This window comes from Spirillospora sp. CA-128828, assembly GCF_050945415.1.
In the GTDB taxonomy this organism is placed as follows: Bacteria; Actinomycetota; Actinomycetes; order Streptosporangiales; family Streptosporangiaceae; genus Spirillospora.
The window spans coordinates 7,382,597-7,402,927 of sequence record NZ_CP191986.1; the positions used below are offsets into that span (position 1 = coordinate 7,382,597).

Annotated in this window: 18 protein-coding genes and 3 pseudogenes; 7 read left to right on the forward strand and 14 right to left on the reverse strand. The window is 68.9% G+C overall.

Going from position 1 to position 20,331, the window contains the following annotated elements:
• Positions 1–111: 111 nt before the first annotated feature.
• On the reverse strand, positions 112–330 hold the full coding sequence (locus ACQPXG_RS35485; RefSeq protein ID WP_433463507.1) for a hypothetical protein: 219 nt from the start codon (positions 328–330) through the stop codon (positions 112–114).
• A 171-nt stretch (positions 331–501) separates the two neighbouring features.
• Between ACQPXG_RS35485 and ACQPXG_RS35490 the strand changes: the two genes are divergently transcribed.
• The 3 genes from ACQPXG_RS35490 (at position 502) to ACQPXG_RS35500 (ending at position 3,319) form a co-directional block, all read left to right on the forward strand.
• Positions 502–1,679, forward strand: a protein-coding gene (locus ACQPXG_RS35490; protein WP_433463508.1) for an IS3 family transposase whose coding sequence is annotated in 2 segments (ribosomal slippage) — positions 502–763 and positions 763–1,679 — 1,179 coding nt in all. Because the reading frame shifts where the segments join, the coding sequence is not laid out codon by codon here.
• A 106-nt stretch (positions 1,680–1,785) separates the two neighbouring features.
• Positions 1,786–2,268: a hypothetical protein gene (locus ACQPXG_RS35495; RefSeq protein WP_433463509.1), complete on the forward strand. Its 483-nt coding sequence runs from the start codon at positions 1,786–1,788 to the stop codon at positions 2,266–2,268.
• Between the two features lie 370 nt (positions 2,269–2,638).
• Entirely contained in the window at positions 2,639–3,319 is a 681-nt protein-coding gene (locus ACQPXG_RS35500) for a hypothetical protein (RefSeq protein ID WP_433463510.1), read from the forward strand.
• A 145-nt stretch (positions 3,320–3,464) separates the two neighbouring features.
• Here the strand turns inward: ACQPXG_RS35500 and ACQPXG_RS35505 are convergent, their stop codons facing one another.
• From ACQPXG_RS35505 to ACQPXG_RS35540, 8 genes are all read right to left on the reverse strand, one after another.
• Positions 3,465–4,676 (reverse strand): serine/threonine-protein kinase, encoded by a 1,212-nt coding sequence (locus tag ACQPXG_RS35505; protein WP_433463511.1) that lies wholly within the window; start codon positions 4,674–4,676, stop codon positions 3,465–3,467.
• A gap of 215 nt (positions 4,677–4,891) precedes the next feature.
• Positions 4,892–5,065 (reverse strand): hypothetical protein, encoded by a 174-nt coding sequence (locus ACQPXG_RS35510; RefSeq protein WP_433463512.1) that lies wholly within the window; start codon positions 5,063–5,065, stop codon positions 4,892–4,894.
• Between the two features lie 89 nt (positions 5,066–5,154).
• A complete protein-coding gene (locus tag ACQPXG_RS35515) occupies positions 5,155–6,108 on the reverse strand; it encodes an NlpC/P60 family protein (RefSeq protein ID WP_433463513.1) in 954 nt (317 codons plus the stop codon).
• Complete coding sequence (locus ACQPXG_RS35520; protein ID WP_433463514.1) at positions 6,105–6,587, reverse strand: poly-gamma-glutamate biosynthesis protein PgsC/CapC; 483 nt, start codon at positions 6,585–6,587, stop codon at positions 6,105–6,107. The genes ACQPXG_RS35515 and ACQPXG_RS35520 overlap by 4 nt, the downstream gene beginning before the upstream one ends.
• Before the next feature lie 11 nt (positions 6,588–6,598).
• Positions 6,599–7,777 (reverse strand): poly-gamma-glutamate synthase PgsB, encoded by a 1,179-nt coding sequence (gene pgsB, locus ACQPXG_RS35525; protein ID WP_433463515.1) that lies wholly within the window; start codon positions 7,775–7,777, stop codon positions 6,599–6,601.
• A gap of 497 nt (positions 7,778–8,274) precedes the next feature.
• On the reverse strand, positions 8,275–9,135 hold the full coding sequence (locus tag ACQPXG_RS35530; RefSeq protein WP_433463516.1) for a hypothetical protein: 861 nt from the start codon (positions 9,133–9,135) through the stop codon (positions 8,275–8,277).
• Positions 9,132–9,695 (reverse strand): RNA polymerase sigma factor, encoded by a 564-nt coding sequence (locus tag ACQPXG_RS35535; protein WP_433463517.1) that lies wholly within the window; start codon positions 9,693–9,695, stop codon positions 9,132–9,134. Before ACQPXG_RS35535 ends, ACQPXG_RS35530 begins: the two co-directional genes overlap by 4 nt.
• A 1,138-nt stretch (positions 9,696–10,833) precedes the next feature.
• Positions 10,834–11,058, reverse strand: coding sequence for a cold-shock protein (locus ACQPXG_RS35540; protein ID WP_433463518.1), 225 nt, complete (start codon positions 11,056–11,058; stop codon positions 10,834–10,836).
• 16 nt (positions 11,059–11,074) lie between these two features.
• Between ACQPXG_RS35540 and ACQPXG_RS35545 the strand changes: the two genes are divergently transcribed.
• Positions 11,075–11,281 (forward strand): hypothetical protein, encoded by a 207-nt coding sequence (locus ACQPXG_RS35545; RefSeq protein ID WP_433463519.1) that lies wholly within the window; start codon positions 11,075–11,077, stop codon positions 11,279–11,281.
• A gap of 169 nt (positions 11,282–11,450) precedes the next feature.
• Here the strand turns inward: ACQPXG_RS35545 and ACQPXG_RS35550 are convergent.
• Positions 11,451–11,624: pseudogene (locus tag ACQPXG_RS35550) on the reverse strand (transposase); the annotation flags it as partial.
• Between the two features lie 32 nt (positions 11,625–11,656).
• On the opposite strand from ACQPXG_RS35550, the pseudogene ACQPXG_RS35555 reads away from it, so the two are divergent.
• Positions 11,657–12,163: pseudogene (locus tag ACQPXG_RS35555) on the forward strand (HARBI1 family protein); the annotation flags it as partial.
• Positions 12,164–12,524: 361 nt separating this feature from the next.
• On the opposite strand, the gene ACQPXG_RS35560 reads toward ACQPXG_RS35555, so the two are convergent.
• The 3 genes from ACQPXG_RS35560 to ACQPXG_RS35570 form a co-directional block, all read right to left on the reverse strand.
• Positions 12,525–13,628, reverse strand: a complete 1,104-nt coding sequence (locus tag ACQPXG_RS35560) for an NAD(P)-dependent alcohol dehydrogenase (RefSeq protein ID WP_433463520.1) — start codon at positions 13,626–13,628, stop codon at positions 12,525–12,527.
• Positions 13,629–13,682: 54 nt separating this feature from the next.
• Positions 13,683–15,176 (reverse strand): aldehyde dehydrogenase family protein, encoded by a 1,494-nt coding sequence (locus tag ACQPXG_RS35565; RefSeq protein WP_433463521.1) that lies wholly within the window; start codon positions 15,174–15,176, stop codon positions 13,683–13,685.
• A gap of 147 nt (positions 15,177–15,323) precedes the next feature.
• Positions 15,324–17,714, reverse strand: a complete 2,391-nt coding sequence (locus ACQPXG_RS35570) for an ATP-binding protein (protein WP_433463522.1) — start codon at positions 17,712–17,714, stop codon at positions 15,324–15,326.
• Between the two features lie 430 nt (positions 17,715–18,144).
• Between ACQPXG_RS35570 and ACQPXG_RS35575 the strand changes: the two genes are divergently transcribed.
• Complete coding sequence (locus ACQPXG_RS35575) at positions 18,145–19,068, forward strand: alpha/beta hydrolase (protein ID WP_433463523.1); 924 nt, start codon at positions 18,145–18,147, stop codon at positions 19,066–19,068.
• Between the two features lie 87 nt (positions 19,069–19,155).
• On the opposite strand, the pseudogene ACQPXG_RS35580 reads toward ACQPXG_RS35575, so the two are convergent.
• Positions 19,156–19,835: pseudogene (locus ACQPXG_RS35580) on the reverse strand (transposase); the annotation flags it as partial.
• A gap of 297 nt (positions 19,836–20,132) precedes the next feature.
• Here ACQPXG_RS35580 and ACQPXG_RS35585 point away from each other — a divergent pair.
• The gene (locus tag ACQPXG_RS35585; RefSeq protein WP_433463524.1) at positions 20,133–20,279 is read left to right on the forward strand and encodes a hypothetical protein; all 147 of its coding nucleotides are present in this window, start codon (positions 20,133–20,135) and stop codon (positions 20,277–20,279) included.
• The last annotated feature ends 52 nt before the right edge of the window (positions 20,280–20,331 follow it).

The window sequence follows — 20,331 nt, forward strand, 5'->3', positions numbered from 1 at the left end:
GCTCCGATGGCTGCGACGAACCACCGAAACAGGGATAGATCAGTTCCGGCCCTTGCCGGGTTCCCAAGGTGCCAGTACCGGCCGTCCGTTACCTAGCTGGCCCCCAGGGCCTCACTTGGTGTCGATGGCCTCTTGTGTTTTCTCGTCCGCCTTCGCCATGGCCTTTTCCCCCTCAGCGATGGCGTCCGCCAGCCGCTGCTTCGCAGCGGGTGAGTAGCGGTCGTTGACCAGCTGCTGGGCTGCGGTAACGACCCTGCAGCCGGCTACGTTGGCAGCGGTTCCCGCATCCCTTGCTTCCTTGTTCGCTTGGGCGCGCGGTGACTGCGGCATGATGCTTCCTCTCCTTTGCGGGCAGATCCGACCCTCTTCAGGTCGCTGTAACAGTCCGTGAAGTCGCCACCGACGCACGGCTGCCAGGTACCTCATCCGCTGTACTGAGGCGCCCTGGATCTTCCGGACAGGTCCCCAACTAGGGTTGAGGAGAACCGGAAGGGAAGGTCGTTGGCACGACAGAGGCGGCATTTCACCCGGGAGCACAAGGACGAGATCGTCCGCATGGTCCTGGACGGCCCACGCCCCATCGCCCATGTAGCCCGTGAGGTCGGGATCCACGACACGACGCTTGGTAACTGGGTCAAGGACTACCGCAGGCGGCACGGCGGCGACGCGTCGACGGAAAGCGGCGGCGGCGAGAAGAAGAGCGCCCGGGAACTTGAGCTCGAGCGGGAGAACCGGAGGCTCCGCGAGGAGAACGCCTTTCTGGTAAAAGCCGCGGCCTTCTTCGCGAAGGATCATCGGTGAGCGCCAAGTACGAGCTCATCGATGCGGAGAAGGCCAACCACGCCATCATTGACATGTGCGCCTGGCTGCGCGTTTCCCGGTCCGGCTTCTATGACTGGCGGACTCGTCCGTTGTCGGCGACTGCCGAACGCCGGGAACGCCTCAAGCCGATGATCGAGGCGGTGTTCGAGGCCAACCACGAGACCTACGGCTATCGGCGTGTCCACGCGGTGCTGGCGCGCTCGGGTGAGCAGGTCTCGCCGGAGCTGGTGCGGCAGTTGATGCGCGAGCTGGGGCTTGTGCCGGTGCAGCCGCGGCCGTGGCGGCCGGTCACCACCCAGGCCGGCGAGCCCGGTGCGATCCCCGACCTGGTCAACCGGATCTTCACCGCCGAGCGTCCAGGCACCAAGCTGGTCGGTGATATTACATACATCCCGACCTGGGAAGGCTTTCTATATTTGGCGACCGTGATCGATTGCCATTCGAAGATGGTGGTCGGTTGGGCGATGGCCGATCACTTCAAGACCTCGCTCATCATGACCGCCCTGGACTCGGCAGCCGGAAACGTCAACATCGAGGAGGGCTGCATCTTCCATAGCGATCGCGGGTCGAACCATACGAGCGATGAGTTCGGCCGGCACCTGCGCCGATACGGCATGCGCAGGTCGGTTGGAAGAACCGGGGTTTGCTGGGACAACGCGATGGCGGAATCGTTCTTCGGAGCGTTGAAGAACGAGTGGCTCAACCGTATGGTATTTGCCACACGCAGCAAAGCACGCCGCGCGGTTGTGCAATACATCGAGGGCTTCTATAATCGACGCAGACTTCATTCCGCGAACGGGTATCGGACCCCTCTTGAGGTCCACATAGAGTATCTGGGCCGGCAGCAAGCAGCGTAGATCTGCCCGCGGATCACCCATCAGTCAGCTGTCCGGAAAGCGCGGGGCCCCTCAATCTGCGGTGCGGCACGGGGACCGAACGCGGCATGGCACAGGGAGTACTGCTTTGGCTGTTGGACCGGCTGGAAACCTCCGTACTCATCGTTCCGCCGCCAACTGGGTGTGGTGTCTTCTGTTCGCCGCCATCGCGGTGACACTGCCGACCTTCGCGATCCGCGACGCCCAGCGGCACGCCGAGCTGCTCCGACACCACGGCGTCCGGGTCACTGCCGATGTGCTGGGATCCACGGGCAACTCCTGCGACATCACTTTCGTCGACCGGAGCCATGGCACGCCGAAGATCGAGGTGGAAAAGTTCTACGGGTGTAAGTATGCGCGCACCGGCGAGAAACTCGCCGTCGTCTACGATCCGCGACACCCGTCCACGATTGCGTACGCGGACAGCATCGGCGTCATACGCGAGTACGCGGTGCGCGCGCCTCTCATGCTGATATCGCTGGCCTCAGGTCTCGGCGCATTGATCATCTTTCTTCGTACCCGCCCTGGAATTTCCCGCCAGGGAAATCTCACTCGCCACGCCGCGCGCTGAATTCCGCCGGAAAGCGCCGGCAACTGTGGTGGGATGCCGCCGAGTTGACAGCGCTCGCCGACTGACGGCCCCACCGAAATGCTCGCCAGCCGGCTGCCGGGCATCTGCGACCCGTCCGGCTGGGCCGGATCCTATTCAGCTTCTTCGCCGCGATGACCGAGACCGAACGCGATAGCATCCGCGAGTCCATTCGCGAGGGCCTGGACGCCGCCCGCAAGGGCAGACACGGCGGCCGCCGGTGAACCCCCGCTCGAGTCGGATATGACGAGCCCACACACCCTGCTGTCGGCTGCGGTGGTGCCATGGGTCGAGTTGATTGGGGCTGGTCTTGTGGCCGGTGATGACCGGGTGTGGGATTACAGTGCGATCCGTGGGATTCATGCGGGACCATCGCGACGGCGTCCGGGCCGTCCGTGAGTTCGCGGAGGCGCGTGGCTGGACCTTGATCACCTCGGCGGAAGAGCACCGAGCCCTCCTGGAACGGCTGCACGGTGAACCGTTCCACCCCCAACTCCCCGAACCGACGCCGTACTACGTGCCCGGCCGGCGACGGCACCGGCTGTTCCACGTCATGCGCGGTGCCCACCGCGCAGGATCGGCGGTGGTGTTCCTTTACACGGCCGAGCAGGAAATCCTCGACGACGGTTTCGGCCGGCGCGGCCGGGAGAGTTCGAGCTACTGGATCGCCGCGCTGGTGGACCTGCCGGCACGCGTCCCCCGCCTGCAGCTCACGCCCCGTACCGCCATGCTGCCGCCACGGCCGGGGATCACCACGGCGGACCCGCGCATCGACGAGCGCTTCCACGTCCACACCGCCGATCCCGCATGGGCGTCCTGGGCGGTGAGCGCACTGGCCCCGATGCTGCTCCAGGGCACCGGCCGGGCGTGGCGTGCCTCCGGGACGTCCATCGTGACCTGGGAATGGATCAGGGCCCGGCCGCCGGGCATCCCACTCGACCGCGTCGACACGACACTCGACGAGCTGGCCGGCATCGCCGACGGGATCTCACGACCACCGGACAGATCCGGACCCGGCGACCAGCCCTGCTGACGTCACACTCGTTTCCTCATCGGCCGCCGCAGCTGTCTGGGGCACCGGGCACCGTCGCCAGCGCGCACAACCCGTGACGCCGGGTCTGGCGTCTGTTGAGGAGTACGGCAGATCGACGATCCGGGTGGTTCGATCGCCGGTCGGCTCAGCCGGGAATCAGCGAGAGAATCTTGAACCACAGGATGTGCATGTAGCCGGACGGTCCATCAATCGGCAGGTACCCCGACGGCGCCGGAGTGAGCTTCCAGAAGATCCAGGCGGTTGCTACGAGCGTGAGGGCGATGTGCGCGGTCGATATCGTCTTCCTGGGGTAACGCGACGGCGGCTTGCGGCGCCGGGTCGGTCTGCGGTGCGCCGCCGTTGTGCGTTCGGCCGCGACTGCCGGTCGGGCCGGTGGCGCGGCATTTGCCGATGAGCGATGTTCCGCCGATGACCCGGGTGTCTTCGCCGATCGGACCGCAGTCGGCGATCGGGCGGCTTTCGGTGCGGGCCAGTCCGGTGATGGGTGACCGGCCACCGGACCGAAGTCCACGGCAATGGCGGTCGGCGTCGTGGAGTCCGCCTGGTCGGCGGGGGTGAGTGCGGTGGGAAGTGCCGGCGCGGCGGCGTGGCCCCGACGTGCCCAGGCCGCGATCTGCGTCGCCGACGGGCGGTCCCGCGGGTCACGGGCGAGAGCCGCTTTCAGCTGCGGTTCCAGCTGCGGGGGCACCCCCTCGACATCTGGTTCGCCGGAGATGGCGCGGGCGAGCACGGCGTGCAGCGATCCGGTGCCGAATGGCGACCGGCCGGTCGCCGCGAACGCCACCGTCGCGGCCCATCCGTAGATGTCCACCGCTGGTCCGGGCGGTTTTCCCTCGATGACTTCGGGGCCCAGGTAGCCCGGCGTACCGATGAACATCCCGGTCTGGGTGAGGCGGGTGGCGTCGGTGGCGTGTGCGATACCGAAGTCGATCAGTACCGGGTCGCCGTCGACGAGCATGACGTTGTTGGGCTTGACGTCGCGGTGGACGATCTCCGCCTCGTGGATCGCGACGAGCCCTTCGGCCAGGCCTGCCGACAGCCGCAGGAGTAGCTCGGTGTGAAGCGGCCCGATCGCCTGGACGACGGTATCGAGGGGCTGGCCGTCGATGAAGCGGGTCACGATGTACGGCCGCTCCGCTGTCACGTCCGCGTCGATCACCTCCGCGACGTGCGGACTGCGCACCCGGCGCATCGTGTCGACCTCACGGGCCAGCCGCCTGTGGAAGGTGGCGTGCTCGGCCAGTTCGGGCTTCAGCAGTTTCAGCGCGTACTGGTGGCCGTGCTGGTCGGTCGCTCGGTAGACGACACCCATGCCTCCCGCGCCGAGCGCGGTCACGAGGCGGTACCGGCCGATCCGCTGCCCTACGGCGTTCTCCACGCAAGTCCTCTGGCTTTCTTGATCGATTGTTGGGCGGCTCAGCCGCCGAGGAGAGCCTGATCACGGGCCGGGGCGGCAGATCGCTGATGCCCACCGTGATGGCGCACGGCCGAAGATCAGTCATCTGGCTGTTGAGAGCGACGCCAGCGTGAAGACGATGACGCCGAGAACGTTCACAGCGACCGCGGCGCCTGCCTCCGCTGCAGCACGTTCCCCTGGATTCCACGCTGGACGGGGACAGCCAGACGCCTGCCGTTGGTCAGCGTCACCGTCTTCAGCTCAGGCCGGTTGTGCCCGTATCCGGTCATCCGATCACCGAAAGCCAGCTCCCACGCGATATGTGCCACGCGGTCCCATGCCCGTCTTCTGTACGCCTGGGGTGCCGTCGGGCACCGAGCAGCGAGCATCTGCCCAGCCGCCGGCGGTCGGGGAGCGGTCACAGGCGTCGCACGAGCCGCAGGTGCCGGGCGTAGTATCCGTCTCCGTCCAGAACCGCTGCGCCGCCCGCGTCGCCGAACGTCGGGCCGTTCGCGCGCATCCGCGAAGACAGGTACCGGCGGTGCCCCTGCTCGTCCCGGCCGAGGTAGAACCCCATGTGCGAGATTCGCGTGCGCGAGTGCAGGGCGAAGAACACCAGGTCTCCCGGCTGGAGCTCGTCGAGGTCGGTCAGCTGTTCGGGGCGGCTGTCGGCGATGACCACGCCTGGCGTACCGGCCGCCATCGAGCGCGAGAACCGGCCGAGGCCGTCCGCGTGCAAGCCGGTGTCGGGGTACAGCTTGACGCCCATGTCGTGGCCATAGACGAGCCGCACGTACCCGGAGCAGTCCAGGTTCCGGCGTAGGCGCGGATCGGGTTGGAGATCGCCCCAGGCGACGCCGAGGTAGTCGTTCCAGTCCGCGCCGCGTACCCGGTGCACATCATCTTTGGCGTACCGGCCGAACCCGGCGTCCTCGGCGTGCCCGGTGAGGTAGCGCATCGCGTGAGCGAACAGGTCCGGCGATGTGTTGGTCACCTCGCGCGCGAACCAGGCCCGGAACGCCGTGGTGTCCTGCTGGCCGAACCGCCACGGCGTCGGCGCGAACCGGACCCACGCATTGGTGCGGACGGGCGCGGCCGCCTGCGGATCTGAGAACGTGCGCTCCCTCGGCCGGAACACCACGGTGCGGGCGCCCTCGGTCAGGGTCGCGACCAGGTGGTCCCGCTCGTTGTACACGTTCGTACGGTCCGGGCGCTGGGACCGGATGTACCGGTAACCGGGAAGCAACGGCCGTGCCGAGTGCCCGACGTGTGCGCGCTGCTTCGCATCCACGATCGCGTGGTTCATCTGCGGGACCAACGCGATGACCGCCGCACTGGCCACGGCCACCAGGCCGATGATGGGTTTCCTCATGACAGCGCGACCCCCGCTGTGAGCATCACGCAAGCCGCCGCGGCGACCGACACCAGCGACACCAGCGTGGGCATGATCCGCTGCTTGGACGCCTGGTAGGCGATCAGGCCCGGCACGACCAGCCCGAGAGTGTCATGCGGGAACAATCCGGGGAATCGCCCTCGCAAGGTGAGGAACAGGCCGACTTCGATCAGGACACCGACCAAGACGGTCGCCGCGAACAGCCGCTTGCCGTACAGGATCGCGTTCCGGCGCAGCAGCATCATCACCAGGTAGGTCACGACGGTCGCGCCGGCGCCGATGAGCAGGGTCTTGGGCCACTCGACCACCGTGAGGGCGAACCACCCCGGGACGATCAGCCCGCCTGGAGACAGGTTGGTGACCAGGTAGCAGATGAGTGCGCAGAGCAGGCCGATCGCCAGGATCACCGCGGACAGGGTCGGGCCGACATCGATGCCGACCGCGGGAATCAGTCTCATGGGGAGGTCTCCTAGTTCACTGAGCCCATGCCGAGGGCGTCGAGCAGGTGCTCGCCCCGGCCGTGGATGTTGCCGATCATGAGAAGGGTCGTGGCCGGTCGAAGGCGCGCGCCGATGCGCTCCAGCAGCGCCGGGCCGGTGTGCTCCTCGCCGCCCAGGTCGACGACACGGGGCTGATGCGACGGGGAGATCGCGCGGTACGCCGAGCGGGTCGGGGAGCCGATCAGGTACACCTGCGACGGGTCGATCGCCGCGACGATCTCCCCCATCTGAGCGTTGCGTTCCATCCGGTCGGCCCGGCAGTTGATGACGACTTGCACGTCCCGACCGGTCAAGTTCAGCAGCTCGATGTTCATCAGCGTTGACTGCGGGTCGTTCGCGGCGAACAGGTTGACCGCGTGCAGCTCGGCGCCACCGACCTGCCGCCGCTCGACCCGCAGCACGCCCGGGTCCGGCGGCGCGGCGTACATCCCGGCAAGAGCCTCGCGGCGTGGGACGCCCAGGTAGTCGGCGACGGCGAGGGCGAGGGCGACGTTGTCCTTGAAGGTGATCCAGTCGAAGCCGGCCATCTCCGTGTCAGTTACGTTGTCGGGGTTCACGCTGATGAGCGTGCAGTTCCGCCGCAGCGCCTCGTACGCCAGGACGTTGAAGTGCTCGCGCTCGGTGGTGAAGCACACCCCGTCCCAGGGCATCGACCGTGACAGTGACCGGGCGATGTCCTCCAGCGTCGGGCCCATCTCCTCGACGTGGTCGAGGCGGACATTGGTGATGATCCCGATCGTGGACTTGATGAGCTTGTTCTGGTTCAACCCCTGCAGGTCCGGCTGCACGGCCATGCACTCGGCCACCAGACAGGTGGCGTCCAGCTCGGCCGCGCGCCGTACGACGTCGACCTGCTCGATGACGTTCACCACCCCGAACCGGCGGGAGATCGGGGTCTCGGTCGCGTCCGGCGCGATGAACCGCGCCGCGGACCCGGTGGTCTTCGCCACGACCGTACGGCCCGGCCCGCGCAAGGCCCCGGCGGTAAGACGGGTGACCGAACTCTTGCCGCGGATCCCGTTCACCATGATCCGCACGGGGATCCGCTCGAGGTTCCGGGTGTGACGGCGCTGCTCGACCACGAGCCGACCGAATACGGCGACGCAGCCGGCCGCGAGCAGCAGGTAATAGATCAACACGATGGACATGCGTGTGGCTCCTTGCCCCTCTGCGGAGCGTGCGGAATTGCGTGAGCGACTTGCTGGAGCGGAGGCGGGCCTGCCCGTCCCTCGTCACATGGGCTCGGCGGCGTGCGCGACACCGAAGGTCTTCGGCGAGTAGTTCGGACTTCAGCAGTTTCAACGCGCAGGCGCGGCCGTCCTCGTCGGCCGCACGGTGGACAACTCGCGTTCCTTCCCTGCCGAGAACGGCCACAAGTGATACCGGCCGGTCCGCTGCACCGCGGCGTTCTCCACGGACATCCGCCGGCTTTCGTGATCGTGTGTGGGGCGGCTCAATCGTGTGTGGGGCGGCTCAGCCGGCGAGGAAACCCTGATCACCGGTCCCGGAGCGGCAGATCGCTGATGCCCAACCTTGCTGCTCGGACATTGCCGCTACGCACGGCGTGGGTGTGTCCCATCCCTTTGCGGGACGGGACACCGTTGCCCCGTTTGTCCGGATCTGGTGGCCGGAACCGCGCGGGTGCCTATGGCGCCGAGATGTCCTCGTGGTCGGTCACCAGGGTCTTGCCGTTCGCGTCGAGCGCGGCGACGGTCTGGACTCGGACTCCCGGGTGGGTCCGCAGCCACGCGCTGATGGCGGGCTGTCCGTGGGCCTGAACATCGGCCGGGATCTTTTGAGTCTCCACATCGGCCGGGAGGATCGTCAGGAAGTAGCCGTCCCGCTGGACGGGGACGGCCAGGCGCCTGCCGTCGGTCAGCGTCACCTGCAGCGTCACCGTCTTCAGCCCGGGCTGGATGTGCCCGTATGCGGCCATCCGATCACCGAAGGCCGGCTCCCACTCGATATGCGCCACGCGGTCCCATGCCGTCTTCTGTACGCCTGGGGTGTTGTCGGGCATCGCGCAGCTGACGCCACCGCCGTCTGTTTCTTCCTTGCCGTGGTGCGCGATGACGCGGATGTAGGAGCAGATCCCCTTGGTGTTGTTCGGCGCCTCCCAGTACTGGACGACATCGCCGTCGGGGCTTCGGGTCTGGCTACGCAGTTCGGCTTTGTCAGGAAGCGGCCGCAGGTTGCTGTCGCCGCCGGCGCGCAAGCTCTTGATGACCCCGGTCGGGACGATGCCGGTGGCGTCAGCCGTCGCTCCGAACCCCGCCAGGATCAGCGTCGTGGCCGCGACGACCGTCCAGCGCCGACGCCGGCTGCGGGACTTGGAGGGCTCCTGGCTGTTCAGGATCCGGTAGAAGTCCGCCCTCCCGCGCTCATCGTGGGCGGCGTCGGACAAGTCGGTGTCGTTCACGGGATTCCCCCACGCCAGGACGTTCCTGGTGTACGCGACCGCCTCGTCGATGGTCTGGTCGGCGTTGGTCGCACCGAACTTGGTCATGACCGGCTCCTTTCGGTGGTGGCGTAACGTCCGGGCGGCGCGGCCGCCGCCGACGGGTGAGCGTCATCGGCGGCGAGCACCGATTCCAGGCGCCTGCGGGCACGCAGCAACCGCACCGACAACGTCTTCGCTGAGCAGCCGACGACCTGCGCGGCCGTCGCGACATCCAGGCCCTCCCAGGCGATGAGCTGCAGCACCTCCTGGTCGCGCGGCGACAGCCGGCGCATGACCTCCTGCACGCCCATGGCCTCGACCGTCAAGATCGCGTGGTCTGGCTCGGCGACGGGCGCACGGGCCGTGTGCAATCTGCCCAGCAGCCGGTCCCGCCGCCGGTTGGCGCGTTGTTCGTTGGCCAGCACCTTCCGGGCGACCCCGTACAGCCACGGCCGCACAGCGTCTGCGGACTCCGGCAACTCTTCCAGCCGCCGCCAGGCGACCAGGAAGGTCTCCATCGCCACGTCACGGGCGCGCTCCGTATCGATCCGGCGCGCCGCGTAACGCACGATCGCCGGATAATGCTCCTCATACGCCCGGGCGAATCTGTCATGCGGATCCAGCATCACCACGTCCTTCCGCAAGACCACGGGGTCGGCCTCGCACCCCCTCATGTCCGGCCGACCCGTTCGCACTACAGATGAGACGAAGAAAAGACCGAACACGATCGGATGCCCAGCCGAGAACGGCGAGGGCCAGTTCGTCGACATCGGGCGGGGGCGCAAGAGAAGGACCCGGACGCACAGGTGTGGCCGGATTCGGGTATGGCGTTGACCTGCGCCAGGTGCCGAAAAGCTGAAACCGGCCGCGACCGCCATCGCGGCGAGCGGAGGGCTCCGGTGCCCGAGAACGCCCGAACCACGGAACAGACCGCCCGGCAGACCCTGCTCACCGCCTCGCATAAGGCCGCCTCCGAGTCCGTCGGAAGGTACTGACACAGCCATGCGATCACCGGCGAGGGCGTACCACACCGCAAGGGGCGACTGTGTGATCAACGGCGTCGTCATGAGAACGACCAATGGACAGCGCGGACAGGCCAGGACGATGACGTCTTCCGCAGCCCGTTCGCTGGCGCGATTCCGCGGACCGGGTGGCCTGGCAGCGGGCGGGACCGCCGACGACCTGACACCTACTCTCCAACGGCCGATACCAGCAGGCCACCACCCCGAATAAGTGGCACCTCATCCGGATGACGCCGACGGAGAGGAGCCGTCACAGGGCCGCGCTGGCCTGTGCGTGGAAGCGGCGCGCTGGCCGACCCCCGGGCCTGCCCGCCGCAACCGCTCACTCAGGCGCAACGCGAGGCGCTCGCCGGTGATCGGCACGGGCTGCGGCGGCAACCGCTCAGCCCGTGGGCCAAGGCGGCCCGAGTAGCGTGCTCACCAGCGCGGGCGGCCTCCTGGCCCCGGCCCGCCTCCCCCAAGCTTGCCGCGGCGGTCTTACACATCAGGCATCCATAACGCCGAGAAGGTAAAGGATCTCCGAGGACGGACCACGGTCGCACTGACCGCACCGACTTCGGACGAACACGGCACGTTCGACACCGAACTCGGTTGCAGCCCGGCACACACCGGCTGCTCGGCGCTCGGACCATGCTGGTGTCGGGCCCGGGGGCCGAGTCGGCGGGGATGAAGCCCGGCAGCGTCTACACCGAGCAGTTGTTCCTCGAGACGGGCTGGAAGACATCGCACCGAGCTGATCGGGTCATCTCCCCGGCCTGCGGACGTGGGTCGCTCGGAATCGGAAGCTGTCCTGTTGAGCAGCTTCGTAGTCGAACTCGACTCGATCTCCGGCTTCCAGAACCCGGTAACCGTCCATCTCGATCACGCTGAAATGGACCCAGGCGTCGAGGCCATCCGGGAGCGCTGGAGAGGAGATCGCTCCCCAGCCTTTCTCAGGTTTGAAGAACTTGACGATGCCGTCTGCCATGGCAGCAGCATGAGTGGTGTCGGTACTCGCAGCAACCGACTTCCTCGGCACTCCCGAGGTGATTTCTGCAAGTGACGCCCAAGCGACGAGCTCAGGCGAGCGCGTCAACGCCTGCTTCGCCGTGGTCAGCCAGGGCTCGGAGGCGATCAGCTTGCCGTTTGTTGCTCGCGATGAGCTGATCGGCATGGCCAAGACCACGGTGCACAAGCCCATGTCGCCGTGACCGGCCGCAGCTCAGCGTGCGACCCATACTGACTCCACTCGCACCGCGCCGCACGGACCAGCATCCGAATGGCACGCCACCGGGGTCATGTCCCCGTTACCCCGGCAGTTGACGCGTGGTCCACCGCTCACCCACCCGTAACTACTTGACGATGTGGTGCAGGGCACGGGTTGAGCGCTCGGTCGCCGTGGGGGTTGAGGCGATGCCGGACGTTCCGTCCGCTGCTGGCCTGGATCGGGCTCACACCGGCCAGAGCGGCGAAAGCGGCCTCGTTGCGGAAGCGGCCGGGACCTGACCACGACACCCAGGCTTGAGCTGCGGTAATGACGCCGACACCGCGCATGGCGGTCAGGTGCGCGACGTGCTGGTGGACGAGCATTGCGGACGGCCAGCAAGGACGGGCTGCATCTGCTGGTCCTGGACGGAACGCTCATCGCCACCGACCGGGTGCGAGCCGACCGGCCCTACTACTCGGCCAAACACCGGCACCACGGGATGAACATCCAGGTCATCGCAAGCCCCGACGGCACGATCATCTGGACGTCAGGGGCGCTGCCCGGCCGCGCCCATGACCTGACCGCCGCCCGCGTGTGGGGCATTCCGCGCGCACTGCGAGCCGCCGGGATCCTCACCCTGGCCGACAAGGCGTACCAAGGAGCCGGATCCTCGGTCGTCATCACGCCGTACAAAGGGAAGGACAAGCCCGAGTCCCAGAAGCTGGCCAACCGCTCCCACGCCAAGCTCCGCGGACCAGGTGAACGCGCGAACGCCCACCTCAAAAGCTGGCGCATCCTCCGCAAACTGCGCTGCAGCCCCAGCAAGGCCGGCCACCTCGTCAAAGCCATCGCCGTCCTGCAGAACTACCAGGCCACCCGAGGATGAAAAAGGGTCAGTGCGCTCTCAACGTTCATGGCTAACAGAATCAGGCAACCGGCCGACCCGCGATGGCGAGCCTTAAGGTCTTTCATCCGGCGAAACGTGCTCAAGGCCGGCTCGTCGCAGTATCGTCGTGTTCCGCAACGGGGTCATCAGGCATGGCTGATGTTGCAGCAGCGTTGCAGCATGCCGCCGAGGAGGAACTTGTACTCCGTTTGGCGGAAGGCGGAAAAGGATGGCCGCAGCGCCGCCGCCCACGATCACGTCCGGGCCGTCTTCGCCGAGGCGGACCCGGCGCCTGCACACCGGGCGGTGGGTCACCGCCGTCCGTCCTCGCCGAGAGGAGGTCCGAGACCGGCCGGGGTGGTCAGAAGCGGATCACCGGTTTGATCGTGGCGCCCTGGTGCATGTCGGCGGCGGCGGTTTCCAGTTCCTCCGGCGGGTAGTGCCGGACGAGCCTGTGCAGGGGCAGTCGGCCGCGTCGGTGGAGGTCGACCAGCTGTGGCAGCAACGTGCCGGGTTCGCCGTCGCCGAGGGTGACGCCGATGATCGTCTTGCCGACCAGCAGGCCCTGGACGTCCAGTGCAACCTCGGTGCCCGCGGGCGGGGCGCCGACAACCGCGCAGGCGCCACGGATGGACAGGGTGTCCACGGCGGTGCGCAGCACGCTCGGGTTGCCGGTGGTGTCGATCGCGTAGTCGGTACCGCGGTCACCGGTGATGTCCATGACCGCCTTGCCGGTGTCGGCGGTGGAGACGTCGACGACATGCGTGGCGCCCAGTTCGAGCGCCAGGTCCAGGCGGGTGGGAACGCGATCGACGGCGATGATCGCCGACAGCGGCAGTTGGGCTGCCGCCATCACGGCGGACAGGCCGACCGCGCCCGCCCCGAACACCACGAGCGTTGATCCAGGCGTCGGGCACAGGACGTTCCAGACCGCGCCGAATCCGGTCTGCACGCCGCAGCCCAGCGGCGCAAGCATCTCCAGGGGCGCGTCGGCGTCCACCCGGATCACGCTGCGTTCGTCGGCCAAGGCGTGCCGGGCGAACGAGGACTGGCCGAAGAAGCGCCCGCCGATCGGGTCGCCGCCACGGAAGAGGGTGGCGCTGCCGTCATCGCGGGCACCGCCGATGAGGTTGCGCGGCAGCCAGGTGTCGCAGTACGCCGGGTGCCCAGCGCGGCAGGCGGCGCAGTGCGCGCAGGAGGTGAAGGTCAGCAGCACCTTGTCGCCGGGGGCGACCTTGGTGACGCCGGGGCCGATCTGCTCGATGACGCCCGCGCCCTCGTGCCCGAGGACGCCGGGCAGCGGGAACGGGATCCCACCGGCCCGGACGGTCAGGTCGGTGTGGCACAGTCCTGCGGCGACCATGCGGACGAGCACCTCGCCTGCGCGCGGGGCGTCCACGGTGATCTCCTGGATGGTGAACGGCGCACCGGGGCCGTCCACCACCGCGCCGGTTGTCGTGATCACTGCTGTGTTCCTCCTCGTTTCGCGTCGCTCGTTCGGCGTCGGGTCAGCGCGGGGTCAGCCCAGCGCGACGACCACCGACTTGGTCTGCAGGTACTCCTCCAGCCCTTCGGGGCCGTTCTCGCGTCCGTAGCCGGACTGCTTGCAGCCGCCGAAGGGCATGGCGACATCGAGCACGGCCCAGCCGTTGACCCACACGATCCCGGCGCGCAGCGCCGCCGCGACCCGGTGGGCCCGGCCGATGTCGCCGGTCTGCAGGCCGGCCGCCAGACCGTAGGGGGTGCCGTTGGCGAGCCGGACCGCTTCCTCCTCGGTGTCGAACGGCTGCACGGTGAGCACGGGGCCGAATATCTCCTCCTGGACGTAGGGGGAGTACTGGGTGACGCCGTCCAGCACGGTCGGGGCGAGGTAGAAGCCGCCCGAGTCGGCCGGCGTGTTCCCGCCCCCCAGCACGCGCACGCTGCCGTCGCTCGCGGCTCGGTCGAGGTAGGAGCGGACTTTGGCCAGGTGCCTGGGTCCGGCCATGGGTCCGACCACGGTGTCCTCGGCGAACGGGTCACCGACGGGGATGTGCCCGCAGGCGTCCGCCAGGGCCTCGACCACGTCCCGGTAGACGGGGCGCTCGACCAGCAGGCGGCTGCCGCTCATGCAGAACTGGCCGGTGTTGAACACGAACGCCTGGATCGCGGTCTGGATCGCGGCGACGATGTCGGCGTCGGCGAAGATGATGTTGGCGCCCTTGCCGCCGAGCTCGATGGTCACCTTGGCCAGCCGTTCGGAGGCGGCCTGGGCGACCCGCCGGCCCACGCTGGTAGAGCCGGTGAAGGCGACCTTGTCCACGCGGGGGTCGCGCACCAGCGACTCCCCGGCGGTTCCGTCGCCGGTGACCACGTTGTGGACACCGTCGGGGACGCCGGCGTCCCGCAGCACCTCGGCCAGCCTCAGGGCGCTCAGCGGGGTCTCCTCGGCGGGCTTGTGCACGACGGTGTTCCCGGCCGCCAGTGCCGGCGCGATCTTGGTGGCGGACAGGATCAGCGGAAAGTTGAACGGCGTGATCGCGGCGACCACACCGACCGGCTCGCGGCGCGTGTAGGCCAGGGCGGGCCGGCCGGTCGGTCGGGCCGCGCCCTCGATGCCGGATGCCAGGGCGCCGTAGTACTCGAAGGTCTCGATCAGCGTCGGAACGTCGATGTTGCGGGTGAAGGTGATCGGCTTGCCGGCGTTGACGGACTCCAAGGCCGCGAACTCTGCGGCGCGGCCGCGCAGCAACTCGGCTGCGCGCAGCAGGATTCGTCCCCGCTCCCGCGGGTTCATTCCCGACCAGGAGCCCTCGTCGAACGCGATACGCGCCGCCTCGACCGCCCGGGCCGCGTCCCGGACCCCGGCCCGGGGGACGGTCGTCATCACCGCGCCCGTCGCCGGGTCGAGGATCTCGGTGACGCTTCCGTCCGCTGCGGCCCGCCACTGGCCGCCGATGAACAGCCGCCCGGGCGGCACCTCGAGGCCCCCGTGCCGTTCGGCGACGCCGTCCGATCCGCCTGTCACCGTCATTCCGGGTCCTCCTCCTCGTCGTACCGGCCATGGGCTGTGGTCAGCGTCACAGGGGCCGGCGGCGTCGGGCGCGGGTAGAACCACCCATACGAGTACCCGTTCCCAGCCTTACGCGGGACGTGGCTCACCGGCGGCCAGAGGCGGCGGTCAGGGGTGGCCTGTCGTACCTGTCGTACCGGCACGCCGCTCGGCCACCCAGGCGGCGATCTGGGCCCGTCCGGTGAAGCCGAGCTTGTCCAGAATGTGCTCGACATGACCGTCCACAGTGCGCGGCGAGATCACCAGCGCCTGCGCGATCGCCCGGTTGCTCATACCCTGGGCGACCAGCCCGGCGACCTCACGCTCACGGGGCGTCAACCCGTCCGCGGCGTCCGGCCCCGGCGACACGGCCGGCGCCGAGCTTGTGGCCGCCCGCGCGGCACCGCCGGTCCGGGGAGCCTGCTCATCGAGCGCACGGGTGATCGCCTCGGCGACGGTGAGCTCCTCAAGGCCCGCGCGCGCCGCGTGGTGCTCGACGTCGGGCAACACCCGCTTGGTCCGCTGCTCGCAGCTGTCGTGATGCGCCGCGAGGTGCGGCCCGATCGCCGAGATCGTGGTCCCCGCCCCGGCCCAGACGCAACGCGCGGCGCCGAGCAGGCGCGCCGCTCGAGCGTCCTGCCCCCGCGCGGACGCCAGCCACGCCAGCAGCTCGATCATCAGCCCCGCGCCGACATGGTCGTTGAAACCGCGCTGGATCGCCAGAGCCTCCCGGGTGTGCGCGGTCGCGCCGACCGGGTCGCCGCGGCGCCAGGTGGTGAAGCCCAGCACCCACAGGATGTAGGAGCGGACCAACCGCTCGCCCCGCTCCGCGCTGATCGCCAGAGCCCGCTCGCAGACCGCGGCCGCGCGATCGGTGTCGCCCAGGTGGGCCAGCGAGATCGCCATCTGGAACATCGCCATGAGGGCGCCGTGCACGTCGCCCGTCTCCTGGAGTTCGGCTATGGCCTCCGCGAAGTGCTCGACGGCCGCCTGGGGATCGCCTTCGAACAGCGCCGCCGTGCCGCGCAGGCTCGTCGCATACGCCAGGCAGGTGCTGTCGCCGAGGTCGACGGACAGGGCCTCGCACTCGGTGAGCCGATCCGCGGCGACACGGTGGCCGCCCTGGAGCAGGCACACCCACGCGGCCACCCACAGCGCCGTGGCGCGCGCCCCGGATGGCTGGTCGGGCAGGTCGAGGGCACGGTCCAGCCAGCGGCGCCCCTCGGGAAGGAAGCCGCCCGCATACCAGTGGTGCCGCAGCACCGCCGCCATCTCCAACGCCGGGCCGGCCCCCTGCGGGTCGGCCGCGCAGAACTCGAACGCGGCGCGCAGATCCCCGTGATCGGCGCGCAGCCGGGCCAGCGCCGCCTCCTGGCCGGGACCGCACCAGGCACCGGCCACGCCGCGAACGCGCGCGAGATAGAAGTCGCGGTGCCGGCCGCGCAGCACCGCTTCGGCACCGGAACCGGCCAGTCTCTCCCGGCCGTACTGCCGGACCGTCTCCAGCAGCCGGTACCGCATCCCGCCGTCACGGTCCTCGCCGAGCACGATCGACTGATCGACCAGGCGGCCGAGCAGATCCACGATCTCCCCTGCGGCGAGCCCGTCACCGGCGCACACACCCTCCGCGGCGGGCAGGTCGAACCCGCCGGAGAACACTGACAGCCGCGCCCACAGCAGCCGCTCCCGCTCCGAGCACAACCCGTGGCTCCAGTCGATGAGGGCCCGCAGGGTCTGCTGCCGCGGCAGCGCCACCCGGTCACCGCCGGTGAGCAGCGCGAACCGGTCCTCCAACCGACCGGCCAACTCCCCCACCGACAACGACCGCAACCGCCTCGCCGCCAGCTCGATCGCCAGCGGGATCCCGTCCAAGCGGGCGCACAGCCGAGCAACATCGCGATGGTTGGCCGCGGTGACAGTGAATCCCGGAAGGACGGCCGAAGCCCGCTCGACCAGCAGGCCCACGGCGTCGTACCGGCCCAGTACCGCGGCATCCGGCAAACGCTCTGGATCGGGCACCGATAGCGGCGGCACGGTGAACAAGTGCTCGTCGGCCGTGGCCAGCGCCCGCCGACTGGTGGCCAGCACCCGCACGTCCGGAGCGGCCCGCAGCACCAGGTCGGCAAGCGCGGCGCACTCGTCCAGCAGATGTTCACAGTTGTCCAGGACGATCAAGACCTGCCGGTGCAGGAGGTGCCCCGCGATCTTGTCTGCGGGCGGCCGGGCCGACTGGTCCGCGATCCCGATCGTGTCGGCCACGGCCTGTGCCACCTCGGCCCCGTCCTCGACGGTGGCCAGGTCCACCACCCAGACCCCGTCGGGGAAAGCACCGCGCGAACGCGCCGCGACCTCCAGCGCCAGCCGGGTCTTCCCCACTCCGCCCACACCCGTCAGCGTCACCAGCCGCGACACCGACACGAGCCGGCGCACCTCGCTGATCTCGCGCCGCCGGCCCACGAAGCTGGTGACGGCGACCCGCAGATTGCCCGCGTGCCGAGTCGCAGACGCCGTTCCGGACATGAGACCCACATCATATGACGTCACCGCGACACACGGCTCACGGCTCACGGCTCACGGCTGACGCGATGGTCGGTGCCGTCGGCGCCCTCGGCCGGAATCGGTGACGCCCAGAGGCTTCCACGTCCTCGCGACCATGACGGAGTTGGGCGGGACGCCGACCGGTTGACAGGGCCGTGGTCATCACGCGTCTCTGCGAACCAGAGCGTGGTCGCGTTCATTGGGGCCGCGCGGCCCCGGCCCTGCGGTGGCGGCCAAGCCGGCGCGAGTCCACGGTCGAGGCGCACGGGACGCGGCACTCGGTCACCCTGACGGCCCAGACACAAGACAGGCATGAGAACGGGTTGATCCACCCTTACACGCACAAGGGGGCGACGCTACGTTGCCTCACTGGCTCGATTAGCGGGCCTACCTGCCAGGACAGGAGAAGACGATGGGCCTCGACCCTGCAGCCCGGGCCGTGCTGGACATGATCCAGGCACCGGGTGTGCCTCCGCTCAACGAACTGCCCGTGCCTGATGCCCGCGAGGCCTACGCCCAATTGTCCGACCTGGCCGGCGAACCGCCGCAGGTGGCCCGGACCGAGGACGCGTCGGCCGACGGAGTCCCGGTCAGCCTGTACTGGCCGGACGGCGACGGCCCCCACCCTGTCCTGATCTGGATCCACGGCGGCGGATGGGTGCTAGGCAGCGCCGCCGCATCCGACACCACCGCCCGTGAGCTGTGCCAACGCGCCGGCTGCCTGGTGGTCAACGTCGACTACCGGCTGGCACCCGAACATCCCTTCCCGGCCGCCGTCGAAGACGTCATCACCACCGCCAAGTGGGTGTCGGCCAACATCGACTCCCTGAGCGGCGATCCTTCGAAGATGGCCGTCGGCGGGGACTCGGCCGGCGGCACCCTCAGCGCCGTCCTCGCCGCCCAACTGCCAGAAATCTTCGCCCTGCAAGTCCTGGTGTATCCGGCCACCGACCTGACCGGCTCACACCCGTCGATCCAGGAGAACGGTGAGGGCCTGCTGCTGACCAAGGCGGCGATCGACTGGTTCACCGGCCACTACCTCCGCAGCGGCGCCGATCCACGCGACCCGCGCGTGTCGCCCCTGTACACCGACGCCGCCACGCTGGCGGCCGCGCCCCCAGCGCTAGTGATCACGGCCGGGAACGACCCGCTGCGCGACGAGGGCGAAGCCTACGCCAACCGGCTGCGGGAAGCCGGAGTCACGGTCGAGCACGTGCGCTACGCCGACCAGATCCACGCATTCTTCGTTATGCCGGCCGCCATCCCGGCTGCCAAGGACGCCCTGCAACGCACCGCCTCCGCACTCCGCAGCGCCTGGGCACGACCCGGCACCTGAGGCCGAAATCGCACCAACGGCCGCATCCCCCCACGTCCCGCATGAAGCTCACCGGGATCCGGCCGCCACCCGCGGCATCGCCCTCATGCGCAACCTGGCGAGGAAGGCGTGCTCGACGCGGGCCCGGACACGCTTATGGACGGTGTCGAGCTCGTGCTGCCAGGCGGGCGGCTCGCTGCCGTCGCGGGGCCGCCGGTAGGGCATCATGACCTGCTGGTTTCCGTGGTAGCCGCCGTCGGCCATCACGCCGGCGCCGTGGCAGGACCGGTCAGCACCCGAGTCGCGAAACGCCGTGCAGTCGTTGTGGTTGCCCGGCACCGGGCATCCGAACGCGACGACCGGCCGGGCGTTGGCGTCGATGACGACCTGCATGTTCACCGAGTACCGGTAGTTCTTGGACGAGGCGGTGATCGTCCGGTCGTGGACGGGCACCAGCGTGCCGTCCACGATCAGCACGGTGTCGGGGCTGTGCCGGCGGGTGACCGGTGCAAGTGCGAGCGGCGGCGCGGGGTGCTCGACCACCCGGTGCGCGGCGGACTTGGATACCCCGAACAGCAGCGCGACCTGCCGGAGGTGAGGTTGATGCGGTAGTACACCGCGATCAGCAGAACCCGGTCGACCAGCGGCAGGCTCCACCGCCGCCCGGTGCCGGTCTGCTCACCACCCCTACCTGCAACGATCCGCACCAGACGGCGGAACTGCCGCACTGACAGGCCGGTGAACACCGGCACCCACTCGTCCCGATCGGCCCGGATCACCTGCTCCACATCGAGATCAACAATCTTGATGCTCGGCGTTACGGACAGCCTTCAGAACGGCGCCGGAAACTTGTCACACAGACCAGCAACTACTGGCGCGGGCACCATAGGCATCATCCGCATTCCGCACTGGTCGCCTGCCCATCCTCTGCATTTTCACTGGCATGAAGTAACTGTGTCACTTGCTGAGGACGTTCGTAGAATCCGCCGAGACCAGAGAGCTTCCTCAGCACCCTTATCGCACAGACAGCCCACGCCACAGAGCGTCTGCCGAACCCCCGACCACCTTCGAAAAGTGCGCGGGCGGTGATGTACGACCATTTCCCGTCCAAGCGGGTTCTGCTGCTGGCGGTCATGCAGGAGCAGAACGCCGCCCTGATGAGACACAGCACCGCCGCCCGCCTGCACACCCACCCGCAGACCGTCCGGAACCGCATCCGCCAACAATCTTGATACTCCCGATCCACGGCAGAACGTGCACACCCGGGTCGGCTAGCACTTCCAG

Bases quoted from the DNA above. Each gene is read 5' to 3' on its own strand.
- ACQPXG_RS35520 (WP_433463514.1), bottom strand. From the start codon at position 6,587: ATGAGACTGATTCCCGCGGTCGGCATCGATGTCGGCCCGACCCTGTCC.
- ACQPXG_RS35530 (WP_433463516.1), bottom strand. From the start codon at position 9,135: ATGACCAAGTTCGGTGCGACCAACGCCGACCAGACCATCGACGAGGCG.
- ACQPXG_RS35570 (WP_433463522.1), bottom strand. From the start codon at position 17,714: ATGTCCGGAACGGCGTCTGCGACTCGGCACGCGGGCAATCTGCGGGTC.
- pgsB (WP_433463515.1), bottom strand. From the start codon at position 7,777: ATGTCCATCGTGTTGATCTATTACCTGCTGCTCGCGGCCGGCTGCGTC.
- ACQPXG_RS35575 (WP_433463523.1), top strand. From the start codon at position 18,145: ATGGGCCTCGACCCTGCAGCCCGGGCCGTGCTGGACATGATCCAGGCA.
- ACQPXG_RS35540 (WP_433463518.1), bottom strand. From the start codon at position 11,058: ATGGCAGACGGCATCGTCAAGTTCTTCAAACCTGAGAAAGGCTGGGGA.
- ACQPXG_RS35485 (WP_433463507.1), bottom strand. From the start codon at position 330: ATGCCGCAGTCACCGCGCGCCCAAGCGAACAAGGAAGCAAGGGATGCG.
- ACQPXG_RS35565 (WP_433463521.1), bottom strand. From the start codon at position 15,176: ATGACGGTGACAGGCGGATCGGACGGCGTCGCCGAACGGCACGGGGGC.
- ACQPXG_RS35535 (WP_433463517.1), bottom strand. From the start codon at position 9,695: ATGCTGGATCCGCATGACAGATTCGCCCGGGCGTATGAGGAGCATTAT.
- ACQPXG_RS35515 (WP_433463513.1), bottom strand. From the start codon at position 6,108: ATGAGGAAACCCATCATCGGCCTGGTGGCCGTGGCCAGTGCGGCGGTC.